Source organism: Alphaproteobacteria bacterium (assembly GCA_019695395.1).
Lineage (GTDB): Bacteria > Pseudomonadota > Alphaproteobacteria > JAEUKQ01 > JAIBAD01 > JAIBAD01.
The window spans coordinates 1-13,496 of the sequence record JAIBAD010000043.1; the positions used below are offsets into that span (position 1 = coordinate 1).

The following is a 13,496-nucleotide window of genomic DNA, read 5'->3' on the forward strand; positions in this document are numbered from 1 at the left end:
CCACATCCACCTAAAGTTAACAAAATGCTAAAAAAAGTAACATAATTCAAAATTTTTTTTGTCATAATTATTCCTTTCTAAAAACAAAAAGAATTAAAATTATAATTAATTGATAATTTTTAATATTTTTAATAATTTATTATGATTTTTTTATAAATAAATTTTCCATAAGAATATCGTTCTAGTTTTATTCATTTTTTTTATGGCCTGATAGTTATTCTCTATTAAATAAGCAAAATGAATCTGCCCTTAATTATTTGATAAAATAGGATTGAAAGGAAAAAATTGATTTTGAAGAATCTGGTCTATAAACAATTCAAATTTTAGTTATCTATACAAATATATTATTTTAGTAAATCAACCTATGGATAGTATGAAGAATTATGAGTGATTCAATTAAGGGGATGAATTATGGAAAGATATTTTATTTAGAATAAGAGTTAATAAATTTAAGATGCTTTAGGGCTAAGAGCATGGACAACCTTTTATATTTATTACTGTTACTTTCACCTTTTCAGTATCTGATTTGCCTTCTTTTTGGGTCTGGTTTTAATAGATTTGTCCGAATTTTAAGAATGTATTAAAATGTTTGATAACAAAGCTTGAATATCAAAATGAATAGTTTTAAATAAATTACAAATAATCTAGATTTTAAAGGCTAAATAAATTGATTTTTTTTGAAAATGTTTCGATGCGTTATGGTTTAGAACCAGAAATTTTGCATGATATTAATTTTCAATTGAATCCTGGATCTTTTCATTTTCTTATTGGTCCCAGTGGTGCTGGTAAATCTTCTTTATTAAGGTTAATGTATTTGGCTTTACGTCCTGCGGCTGGAACAATTCGAATTTTTGGTCGTGATGTTCAAACATTACGCCATCAAGATTTTGCATTATTACGCCGTCGTATAGGGGTTATTTTTCAAGACTTTAGATTATTGGATCATCTAACGGCTTTTGAAAATGTAGCTTTACCTTTAAGAGTTGCAGGTATACCCAAAAAACTTGTTCATGAATATGTAACAGAACTTTTAATATGGGTGGGTTTATCAAATCATCTGCATGCTTTTCCCCATACTTTATCTGGTGGGCAACAACAACGTGTTGCCATTGCACGAGCTGTTATTGGAAGGCCCAGCCTTTTATTAGCAGATGAACCAACGGGTAATGTTGATGACAGTATAGGTGTAAAATTGATGTATTTATTTGATGAATTAAATAAGATGGGAACGACAGTTGTTATTGCAACCCATAATGAAAATTTGGTTGGCAGATTTACCCACCCCCAAATACGGATTGAAAGTAATATGATTAAAATGCTTAAAGGAAAATAATTTGCTGCGTATTAATATCCCGTTGACCCAAGATATATCTGCTAGATTTCTGCCTTGGATAATAGGTTTTATGGTTTATTTGGCAATGTTAGCCTTGGCTGGTGCTTTATTACTTAATGATATTGCAATACGCTGGAATAATAATTTAATGGGATCTTTAACAGTGCAAATTCCGCCATCTGATCCAGATAATCCCAATGATCACAAAAAACAATTAAATAAAATTTTCGAAACACTTCAAAATACAGAAGGTATTACAGAAGTTAGAATTCTTTCTATTGATGAAATAGATAATCTTTTAGAACCTTGGTTGGGATCACAAGCGTCAAAAGCTAATTTACCAATACCAGATCTTATAGCTGTTAAATATATGTCTCATGCCATACCTGATTTAGGGACGGTAAAAAAATCTCTTATATCAATTAATCCTGATGTTGTTCTTGATGATAATCATAGTTGGATGAAAGGATTAATCCCATTTGCTGATTCCATAAGGCTGTTAGCTTATATTTTAGTTTTTATTATAACATTTGCCTGTATTTTAACAGTTATTTTTGTAACACGCACAGGACTTTCAATCCATCGTAAAGTTGTTCATATTATGCATATAGTTGGTGCCCAAGATATTTATGTGGCTAAGCAATTTCAATCACATGCATTACGTTTAGGATTAAAGGGTGGTATATTAGGAGGATCAATAGCTTTTTTAACTTTATTTGGTATAGGACATTTTTTTAATTTCTTTGATACAGTAATTTTTACAAATTTTTCTTTAAAATTATGGCATTGGGTTCTGCTTGCATGTCTTCCCCTATCGATGGGTCTTATTGCGTTTTTTACAGCACGATGGACAGTTCTGCGCTCCCTTGAAAAATTTACATAATTTACCATGTGTAAACTTTTTATTATTTTTCGTTCATTAATTTTTATTATCTTTTTTTATTGTGTAACTATTTTAATGGCTATTTTTGCGTGGCCTCTTTTACTTTTTTCTAAATCCATTGTTTTTTATATTGCCTATTTATGGTCAAGGTCAATATTAAAGGGATTAGAATTAATTGTGGGTATACATTATCAAATTGTTGGTCATGATCATTTGGTTAATACAAAAGCTATTTACGCCGTTAAACATCAATCAACTTGGGAGACTTTATTTTTTATCTTATTATTACCAAGACCTGTCTTTATTTTAAAAAAAGAATTAATAAAAATTCCGGTTTTTGGCGACTATCTTCGGGCTTATGGGATGATACCTATTGATCGTTCTGGTAAGGGTATATCCTTGAAATATATGTTAACAGCAACTAAAAAAATTATTGATGATAATCGCAGTGTCATTATTTTCCCCGAAGGCACACGAGTAAAACCCGGAAAGAAAGCACCTTATCATATTGGTATAGCGGCCTTATATAAATATATTGATGCTTCAATTATTCCGGTTGCCCTGAATTCAGGTTTATTTTGGGGACGTAATGCTTTTGTTAAAAAACCTGGTACAATTACTATAAAATTTTTAGAACCACTTGCCCAAGGTTTAACTCGGGAGGAATTTATGAAAAATCTTGAAGAAAAAATTGAACAAGAAAGTTATAAGTTATTATAGTATTATTTAAATGTTACTTGATCTTAGATCCCAATATTTCTAATTTATTTAATCCTTGGATTTAATGTAAGAGATGATAAATTTTTCGCCAATTGCGCAACAAATATGGGATATGAAATACCGGTTGAAAAACCTTGATGGTACAAAGGTTGACCAAACGATTGAAGATACATGGCTTCGGGTTGCGCGAGCCTTGACCCAGGTTGAACAAAAATCAAAACAAGAATATTGGACCCAACGTTTTTATGAAGCTATGGAAGATTTTAAATTTTTACCTGCCGGGCGTATTTTAGCCGGTGCCGGAACTGATCGGCACATAACACTTTTCAATTGTTTTGTTATGGGCACAATACCCGATAGTATTAATGGTATATTTGAGCATTTACGTGAAGCTGCATTAACTATGCAACAAGGTGGTGGAATTGGATATGATTTTTCTAGCCTGCGACCCAAGGGATTTCCTGTAAAAGGGGTAGGTGCTGATGCATCAGGTCCATTATCATTTATGGATGTTTGGGATTCAATGTGTCGCACAATTATGAGCGCTGGTTATCGTCGTGGTGCTATGATGGCAACATTACGCTGCGATCATCCTGATATTGAAGATTTTATTGATGCTAAACATCAAGCAGGACGTTTGCGTATGTTTAATCTCTCTGTGTTAGTTACAGATGATTTTATGAAAGCAGTTAAACAAAACCAATCATGGGAATTAAAATTCAATGGGATAACTCATAAAATATTACCTGCTAAAGATTTATGGGATCGCATTATGCGCTCTACCTATGCATATGCAGAACCTGGAGTGATCTTTATTGATCGTATTAATCAACAAAATAACCTTTATTATTGTGAACAAATTTCTTCTACCAATCCTTGTGGTGAACAACCATTACCACCTTATGGGGCATGTCTTTTAGGTTCAATTAATCTTGCGGCTTTGGTTAAAAATCCTTTCCAAAAAAACGCCCAATTAAATTTAGAAAAACTAGCTGAACTTGTGACCGTAGCTATAAGAATGATGGATAATGTGATTGATATTTCAAAATTTCCACTTGAGACACAAGCAAAAGAAGCACAGGCAAAAAGACGCTTGGGGCTTGGTATTACAGGTTTAGCTGATGCTTTTATAATGTGTAATGTCCGCTATGGTAGTCCTAATTCTGTAGAGCTTATGTCGAATTGGTTGCAAATTTTTCAAAATGCAGCATATCGTGCGTCGATTGATTTAGCTGAAGAAAAAGGGTCCTTTCCCCTTTTTAATGCGGACAAATATTGTGCGGGTCAAACAATTAAAAATCTTGACCAAGAAATAAAAGATTTAATTAATAAAAAAGGTATACGTAATGCACTTGTTACATCTATTGCCCCTACAGGCACAATTTCATTACTAGCCAATAATGTTTCTTCGGGCTTAGAGCCAGTTTTTAGTTTTCATTATAAACGAAATATATTAATGCCCGATGGTTCAAGATCATCTGAAGAAGTATATGATTATGCTTATAATTTATATCAACAATTATATGGTAACCAGTCCTCTTTACCTGAATCTTTTGTGAATAGCCAACATTTGTCACCCCAAGATCATTTAATTATTCAAGCGACAGCTCAAAAATACATTGATAGTTCTATTTCTAAAACAATTAATTGTCCTGAAAATTTATCTTTTGATGATTTCAAAATGGTTTATCAAGAAGCATATGATCTTGGATGTAAAGGATGTACAACATATAGACCCAATGATGTAACTGGCGCTGTATTGGAAATTGATAAAGATATATTAAACCAAAATAATGGTGATAAGAACCAAACTGAATTACCGTTAGAAAAAGAAATAGCTAAATCTTATGCTCAAGATGAATTTGAAGTTTCATTACCTTTTTTAACCAAACCGTTAGACCGTCCCGAGGTTTTACCTGGTCAGACCTATAAATTGCGTTGGCCTGAAAGTGATCATGCATTTTACATTACAATTAATGATAGCATTGAAAATGGACAAAGACGTCCTTTTGAAATTTTTGTGAATTCTAAAAATATGTCTCATCACGCGTGGATTGTTGGATTAACCAGAATGATAAGCGCAATTTTTAGAAGAGGGGGTGATGTTCGTTTTATTGTTGAAGAAATGCGTGCAGTTTTTGATCCTAATGGTGGTGCGTGGTTAGGCGGACGTTATGTACCATCATTATTAGCTGCTATAGCCGACATTATTGAACAACATATGCGCATTATTGGATTTTGGATAGAAAATATGCCAAAGAAACAGGCGTCTGATTCAAAAAAAACTCAAAGTTCTTTATGCCCAAGATGTGGAGAAGGTCATTTAATACACCAGGAAGGCTGTACAGTTTGTACTTCATGTGGTTATTCTAAATGTAATTAATATTAAATTATCAAGAATAAAAATTAATACATTTTTAACAATTAATAAAAACCTCTTAACAAGAGGTTTTATTTTTGGTTAAATTGGCATAAAATTTTAAGCAAAAAATAAATATTTTATTTCTCCAAATCTTGTACGTATTTAACGGTATTTTAATAAATATGGTTTATAGTCATAAGCATAACAAATGAATTAATAAGAAAAACTAATCTTATCCGGAAAAATACAAAAACAAGGAGAATAGTTATGAATACCAATAAACTAGTTTTAAGCACAATATTAGCTGCTGGTTTTTTATCAGTAGGACCCTTATCAGCAGAAATTATATTTTGCGAAAAAGGATATGATCAATCAGCTGGGCGATGCGCAGAAGGTATGATTGGTGGCGCAGTTTTAGATAACAATATTAATGCTAATCGTGGATTAAATAATCTTAATAATCTTAACATGCCATCACGTAATCAAACTATACCAAATTTTACGCAAACAACTGAATTAAAAAAAATAAAAATTGACAAGTTTAATACACAAGATGTTTTAGTAACTACCCGTACATATAATAATGGTGGTGGACAAATAAGTTTTTATGACGACCCAAGAATAGTAAAAGATCCTTCCATGACTATTGTTAATGCAGATGGTAGTTTTAAACAAGACAGTCCCCAAGGTCGTGCATTAATGGATTATGTACAACGTAATGAACGCAATGCCAGTGATATCATTGTAGATCGTAATGGTAATGTAGTTTATGAGTTTAATGATCCAAATGGCAGTCGAACAATGATTACAATGCCAGATAGAAGAAGTGGTGAAAATATAACTATAACAGTGTTTGGTTATCGCCCTATTCTTGACCAACTTTTAGCAGTCTTGGATGATGCTTCAAATGCAAATACCGGTATGGTCGAAGTACCTCAAACCCCAGCTCCTTTCTTTAAAGACCCTAATTTTAAGCAAGCTAGAGAAGAACAAGCTAAAAAAATTACCGTCTTAAAATCAAAAAGAGATGCGGATGCAGAAATACCAGCTGAAAAACTAGATAAACGTTCTGCAGATGCTGTTGATGGTAGCTCACCTCAAGCTAAAACTGTTATACTTGAAAGACCAATGATTGATACAGATGTTCCTGGTAGTTCACCTCAAGTCAAAACTGTTATAATGGAAAGGCCAATGGTTGATCAGGAATCTGCTGAAGAAACTTCTGCTCCAGCGCCTATTTATATACCAGGTCCTATTTATGTACCTAGTCAATCTGCTGAGGAAAATGCTCCGATGGAAGCTCCTTCAGCACCAATCCGTGTTTATAATCCTGCCCAAGCTGATGCAGATGCTCCAGCAGCTGATGCACCAATATATAGGGTTCAGGTATATCAACCTCCTGTACAGTCTCAAATAATTGACTTATCTTCAGGGGGAAGTACACAACCAACTATAACACAATACAGATTGGCACCTGAAACAGCAACTCAGCCAATTACTGTAACATATAGATTATTAGAACCTGGAACAACTAATACTACAATCGTACCTTTAAGAATTAATGTAGACCAACCTCAAACTATACAAACTTATAGTATAGTTGTAAGACAATTGGACCAAAATCCAATGTTTAGAGGACAGGTTGAAGTGGCTGAAGAAACAGCAGCTGTTGGTGAAGCTACTTTAAGTGATGCGGATAATGGTGCAAAAGAACGTGCTGTAACTATTGAACCAAGTGATGATGATACTAACGGAGATGATGATGGTGGTGACGGTGGTGATGGGGGAGACGGTGGTGATGGTGGAGACGGCGGACCAGTTGTCCCATAATATGAGTTGATTTCTATAAAGATCCCCCTTTCAGGGGGGTCTTTTTATTTAATTATCTTTAGTGATGGTTTTATATGTTGAATGAATAACCAATATAACACCTATTATAGTTAACCCCATGCCAACTAAAGTATAGAAATAAATTTTTTCTTTAAAAACTATATAAGCTTCTATACTCGTCAAGGGTGGAACGAGATAAAATAAACTTGCAACTGATGAAGCTTTATTATGACGAATTAATAAGCTTAGTAAAGATATGGCACCTACAGATAAAATAATAACCAACCAAGCCAAAGAAAAAATCAAAAGCCAATCCCATTTTATTTGCCAATTTCCAAATAGAAAAGATAAAGGAAATGTAAATAAGCCGGCTGTTAAATATTGGATTAGACCACCTGTTCTCAAATCAAATTTTGGACAAAAATATTTTTGATAAAGAGTTCCAAAAGTAATACCCAATAACCCTATTATAGCAAAACCAACAGCATTGAGATCATGAGAATGAAATCCTAATTTGGGATAAAGAACAATAAGGATACCTATTAATCCAAAAATTATTCCAAGCCATTGCCATTTGTTAAGAGATTCTTTTAAGAAAAAATTAGATATAAAAGCAGTTAAAAGGGGTTGAAATCCAACAATTAATGCTGTGATACCTGTAGCTAGTCCGAAATGTATGGCTCCCATAACGCCAATAAGATATAATCCATGTAGAAAAAAACCAGAAAGAGCAATATGGAATATTTCTTTATTAGATTTTGGCCATGTACTTTTTGTACAAATGCAAATTATCAACATGATAAAAATTAAAGCTAAATAACGTAAAGATAAAAAAGCAAATGGTGGTGCGTAATTAAGACCTAATTTGGAAAATATAAATCCTGTGCTCCATAATAAGACAAAAAGCCAAGGGATAAAAAATGAGAAATAATCTGAGGAAAGAAAATTCTGTTTTTTCATAGAATATATAAGTAATAATAAAAGAATATATACAGAAACAATTATTTGTTTGAAAGAGATGTAAAATGACTAAATTAAGCAGATATACATTATGTCTCCTCCTATTATTTTGTATAATAAGTGTTGGTTATAGCATTTATTGGTATCAGATGCGTACAAAAATTTTGTCTAATTTAGAAAATTTATTAGAACATATTGAAGCTAAACATTATAAAATTAATTATGACAATTCTTTAAAAATTACAGGATATCCTTTTTACTTTAAAATTAATTTTGTTAACCCGAATATTGTTTTTACTGACGAGATTAATTCTTGGTCTTTTAAAAGTGATCGTTTGACATTACAAAGTTATCCATGGTTGCCTAATTCTCTTATGATAAATGAAGGGACAAATTATCATATGAGTTTTAATTCTTTATGGGATCTTTCTGGAAAAAAAATTGAAGGCGATATCGAATTAAATTCTGCGTATATAATCCAAAATCTTAGAATTAATTTAAAAAATTCATCATTAAAAAATGACATATTTCAACAAATGCAGATTGGTTTTTTTGAACTTTCTGCTACACGTGATGATACACCCGATCAAAAAAAAATTAATTGGAATTTAAAAATAGAAAATTTTTTCGTAAATAATGCTTTTAATAATCCTCTTGGTCAGGAAATTAAAACCTGTATTTTTAACGGTGAATTGAATGGTACACCTGAAAAACTATCTTTTGAAGGTATTCAGAAATGGAGTAAAGAAGGTGGTATTCTTAATATTAACTATATGTTTTTAGATTGGTCCCCACTTTGGCTAGAAGGTAATGGAACTTTTGCATTTGACCCCAATATGCAGCCTTTACTTGCCATGACTGCTAATATTAAAGGATATAATGAAACAATTGAAAAATTAAAAGAAGCTAAATTATTAAAGCCAACAGATTCTGCCATTGGCCAATTTTTATTATCAGGTTTATCAAATAAGAACACAGAAGGTCAGCCAGAAGTAAAACTTTCGATAACTATCCAGCAAGGTTGGTTTTATCTAGGTCCAATCAAATTATTTCCTATACCACAGATTAATTGGTCTTAGACACCATTTTGTGTATATTGGCGTATAGTATCAATAGTAAATTTTGCTTCTTCTTCTGTACCGATAGTAAGACGCAAACAATCATCTAGGCCATAAGCGCCAACTTTACGAGGTAAGATCCCATGAGAGTTTAGATAGCTATGAAGTTTATTAGCTTTTTCTATACCTAATGCGGTTGGACCTTTATAATTATCTATAGGTGAAAAACACAGAAGAATAAAATTGCCAATACTTGGTATGATATTAATACCAATTTCTTTGAGTTCAGTTGTTGTCCAGGCAAGCCATTTTTTATTATGGTTACGTGAACGTATTATGTGTTCTTCATCATCAAGTGCCGCAAGTCCCGCAACCTGTGCAGGAGCAGAAACATTAAAAGGATTACGTACACGATTAAGAATATCAATAACGAAAGGATGGGCATAACACCAACCAAGCCTTAAGGACGCAAGACCAAAAATTTTTGAAAACGTTCTTAACATGATAACATTTTTATTTTTATTAACAAGAAATTCACCAGCATTAAAGTCGTTTTGATCAATATATTCTGCATAAGCTGCATCTAAAACTAATAATGTATGGTCAGGAATATGTGCATATAATTTTTCAATATCATTAATCGAAAGATAGGTACCCGTTGGATTATTAGGGTTAGCTAAAAAAATAATTTTTGTTTTTTTTGTAATTAATTTAATAATAGCATCTACATCACTTTTAAAATTTTTTTCTGGAGCGCTTATGATTGTTGCACCAACTGTCTTAGCAGCAATTGCATACATAAGAAATCCGTACTGGCTATGAATAATTTCATCCCCTGGTCCTGCAAAAGCTTGGGCAAGTAAACTGATAAGTTCTTCTGAACCAGCGCTACAAACTATATGCTGATAATTAAGATTAAAAAAATTACCTATGGCTTGTCTTAATTTAAGTGCACTTCCATCAGGGTAACGATGTAATTGATGATCATAATTACGATATGCATTCATAGATTTTGGACTTGGCCCAAGAGGATTTTCATTAGAAGCTAAACGTAATACTTTGGTTTGATTGGGTAATGCTGCGTCACCCCCTATATAGGGGTTAATGTCAAGAATGTTTGCTTTAACAGATAAAGTCATATATGTCTCATAATTTTAATATAAAAGTTACATTGATAATTTAAAATAGCCGATTAATTTGTTGATGTCGTTAATTTAATCCATTCAGTTTCGTTAAGTATTTTAACCCCAAGTGAAGTTGCTTTATTGGCTTTACTGCCTGCATCACTACCTATAATAACAAAATCTGTCTGTTTGCTTACAGAACTCGTAACTGTTGCACCAAGCTTTTCTGCCAAGGCTTTTGCTTCTGTACGGCTCATAGTATTGAGGGTTCCTGTGAAAACAAGAGTTTTTCCAGATAAAAGCAAGTTATTATTGGAATGAGAAGAAATATTTTCAATTTCAATTTCTTTAATAAGATTTTCTAACAAAGATAAATTATGGGGTTCTGTAAAAAAGCTTATGATATCGTTTACAGTTGAGGGACCAATACCATCAATATTAACTAATTCTTCTCTATCTTCATTATTGTCTCTACTACTTGAGATCATGGATTTGTACCATTGGTCATAAGTTTTATAATGTTTGGCAATAAGACCCGATGTCCTTTGGCCAATTTGTCTTATGCCAAGTGCATATATAAAACGATCTAGAGATATAGTTCTTCTTTTTTCAATAGATTCTAGAAGGTTTTTTATAGATTGTTTGCCCCATCCTTCGAGAGTTTCTAAAATATTTATTTTATTTTTTAGATGAAATATATCGGTTGGTGTTTTTATAAGACCTTCCTGATAAAATCTTTCAATATGTTTATACCCAAGCCCATCTATATCAAAGGCATCTCGGGATACAAAGTGTCTTAAACGTTCAATAATTTGAGCAGAACAAATTAATCCCCCTGTACATCTACGTATAGCTTCGTCACTTTCTCGAATAGTATGGCTCCCACAAACTGGACAATGATCAGGAAATATAAATTCTTCTGAATGAATAGGGCGTTGATCAACAATGACACCAACAATTTGGGGAATAACATCACCTGCACGTTGAATCTTAACCATATCCCCAATTCTAATATCTTTACGTTTTATTTCATCTTCATTATGAAGTGAAGCTCGTGTTACTATAACTCCACCAACATTTACGGGGGCTAATTCTGCCACAGGGGTAAGGGTACCGGTGCGACCAACTTGAATTGTAATATTTTGTAAAAATGTTATGGCTTGTTCAGCTGTAAATTTATGAGCTATAGCCCATCTTGGTGTACGACTAATTATACCTAAACGCTCTTGGAGATGGATTTGATTAATTTTATAAACTACGCCATCAATATCATAACTTAATTTTGCGCGTTCTTTTTCCATAAAAGCATGAAAGTCTAACATGTCATCTAACGTTTTACATAATCGATAAGTAGTAGGGATAGGAAAGGCCCATTTTTTTAGTTGGTCTAAAAATTCTTGTTCTGTATTAAATGATTTATCTTGGTGTAATCCATATCCATAAGCAAAAAAACGTAAAGGACGGGAAGCTGTAATTGTGGAATCTAATTGTCGTAAACTTCCTGCGGCTGCATTACGTGGATTAGCAAATAAATTTTCTTCTTCTTTTTCACGTGATTGATTAAGCTCAAGAAAATCATTTTTAGTAATATATATCTCACCTCGGATTTCAATTCTTTTTGGTATATTTCCTCCATGAATTTTATGGGGTATATCTTTAATCGTTTTAAGATTATTGGTAATATCTTCACCAACTTTACCATCACCCCTGGTAGCACCCTTAGTTAAAAAACCATTTTCATAAAGAAGATTTGTAGAAACACCATCAATTTTCGGTTCTGCAATAAATTCTAATGCATTTTCAGATAAAGAAAGAAAACGGCAAATTTTTTTAATGAAATCTACAATATGTTCTTTTGAAAAACCATTGTTTAATGAAAGCATAGGTACACCATGCGGAATTTTAGAAAAAACAGCAGCAGGTGCAGAACCTACAAATTGGCTTGGACTATCTTCACGCTTTAAATGGGGAAATTTTTTTTCAATCGCTTGATTGCGTTGAAATAATTTGTCAAAAGCAGCATCAGAAATTTCTGGGGTATCTTTTTGATGATAAAGCTCATTATGATGTTTAATTTCATGGGCAAGATCTTCTAATTCAAAAGTTGCTTGCTCTTCTGTTAAAGCATCGACCGGTATATGTATATATTTGCTCATGACGTATTATTTTCGTGCAGAAGATAAACGTGTATTTTTTGTTTTTTTATCTTCAATTTTTTTATCTAAAAGTTTATCGGCAGCAAAACGTGCCTCGGTACTGATTTCTTTGCCAGAAAGCATACGTGCAATTTCTTCTCTTCGTTTTTCTGAATTTAATAAAATTATATTTGTAGTTGTTTGATTTTCATTGATAGTTTTGATTACAGACCAATGGTTGTTAGCTGCAGCCGCAACTTGTGGTGAATGGGTAATAACAATAATTTGTTTATCTTTGCTTAATAACAGTAATTTTTCACCTATAGCAGCAGCTGTTGATCCACCAACACCAATATCAATTTCATCAAAGATTAAAGTCGAAAGTGGATCGGATTTCGCTAATACGATTTTTAAAGCAAGCATAAAACGTGACAGTTCCCCACCTGATGCAATTGAAGAAATTGGACCTGCATCACGATCAGGATTGGTTGTTGCTTCAAAAATAATTTGGTCCATTCCGTGATGACCCCATTGTTCTTCTTTAAGGGGGATAATTTTTATATAAAATTTAGCGTAAGAGAATTTAAGTGCCATTAATTCTTGTTCAATTAAATGAATAAGAGTTTTGCTGGATTGAATACGAATTTGACGTAATTTTTCTGCCTTCGTTATATAATCTTTTTTTGCTTCGCTTTCTTCTTTTTTTGCTTCAATCATAAGATGATCTTTTTTCTCAAGAAGATGAAGCTTGTTTAAACTTTCCTCATAAAATGACGATAAATCATCTGAATGAAGATTATATTTACGTGATAAATCATGCAATTTAAAAAGACGTTCTTCAATTTGCTCCAATTCATGTATGTTTTTATAATCAGACATAGATGATATTTTATCTATTTCATAAATGCATTGGGAAATGCTTTCTTCTGCTTGGGTTAATGTATTCATAAAATTATCAAATAAAGGACGAATTTTATCATCAATTCTATCGAAGCGTCTTCTTAAAGACATAAGTATTTTGGTAATACCTTGTTGTTCATTTAGTTCCGTTAAAGCCGTTTCACACATAGTGTCAATTTTACGTTGGTTTT

General features: G+C 32.3%; 10 protein-coding genes. 6 read left to right on the forward strand and 4 right to left on the reverse strand.

Annotation, left to right across the window (positions count from 1 at the left end):
- Positions 1–667: 667 nt before the first annotated feature.
- The 5 genes from ftsE (at position 668) to K1X44_07530 (ending at position 7,128) form a co-directional block, all read left to right on the forward strand.
- Positions 668–1,333, forward strand: a complete 666-nt coding sequence (gene ftsE / locus K1X44_07510) for a cell division ATP-binding protein FtsE (GenBank protein MBX7147139.1) — start codon at positions 668–670, stop codon at positions 1,331–1,333.
- A 1-nt stretch (position 1,334) separates the two neighbouring features.
- Complete coding sequence (locus K1X44_07515; GenBank protein ID MBX7147140.1) at positions 1,335–2,216, forward strand: hypothetical protein; 882 nt, start codon at positions 1,335–1,337, stop codon at positions 2,214–2,216.
- 75 nt (positions 2,217–2,291) lie between these two features.
- Entirely contained in the window at positions 2,292–2,936 is a 645-nt protein-coding gene (locus K1X44_07520) for a 1-acyl-sn-glycerol-3-phosphate acyltransferase (GenBank protein ID MBX7147141.1), read from the forward strand.
- Positions 2,937–3,009: 73 nt separating this feature from the next.
- Entirely contained in the window at positions 3,010–5,319 is a 2,310-nt protein-coding gene (locus K1X44_07525) for an adenosylcobalamin-dependent ribonucleoside-diphosphate reductase (protein MBX7147142.1), read from the forward strand.
- Between the two features lie 246 nt (positions 5,320–5,565).
- A complete protein-coding gene (locus tag K1X44_07530; protein MBX7147143.1) occupies positions 5,566–7,128 on the forward strand; it encodes a hypothetical protein in 1,563 nt (520 codons plus the stop codon).
- A 48-nt stretch (positions 7,129–7,176) separates the two neighbouring features.
- Here K1X44_07530 and K1X44_07535 read toward each other — a convergent pair whose 3' ends face one another.
- A complete protein-coding gene (locus K1X44_07535) occupies positions 7,177–8,088 on the reverse strand; it encodes a DMT family transporter (protein ID MBX7147144.1) in 912 nt (303 codons plus the stop codon).
- A 149-nt stretch (positions 8,089–8,237) separates the two neighbouring features.
- On the opposite strand from K1X44_07535, the gene K1X44_07540 reads away from it, so the two are divergent.
- The gene (locus tag K1X44_07540) at positions 8,238–9,167 is read left to right on the forward strand and encodes a DUF2125 domain-containing protein (protein ID MBX7147145.1); all 930 of its coding nucleotides are present in this window, start codon (positions 8,238–8,240) and stop codon (positions 9,165–9,167) included.
- On the opposite strand, the gene hisC is transcribed toward K1X44_07540, so the two are convergent.
- The 3 genes from hisC to K1X44_07555 form a co-directional block, all read right to left on the reverse strand.
- Positions 9,164–10,285, reverse strand: a complete 1,122-nt coding sequence (gene hisC, locus K1X44_07545; protein MBX7147146.1) for a histidinol-phosphate transaminase — start codon at positions 10,283–10,285, stop codon at positions 9,164–9,166. The two genes, K1X44_07540 and hisC, sit on opposite strands and share 4 nt — an antisense overlap.
- Positions 10,286–10,338: 53 nt before the next feature.
- On the reverse strand, positions 10,339–12,426 hold the full coding sequence (gene ligA, locus K1X44_07550) for an NAD-dependent DNA ligase LigA (protein ID MBX7147147.1): 2,088 nt from the start codon (positions 12,424–12,426) through the stop codon (positions 10,339–10,341).
- Between the two features lie 6 nt (positions 12,427–12,432).
- Positions 12,433–13,496 (reverse strand): DNA repair protein RecN (locus K1X44_07555; GenBank protein MBX7147148.1); only part of this gene is annotated, 1,064 nt, incomplete at its 5' end.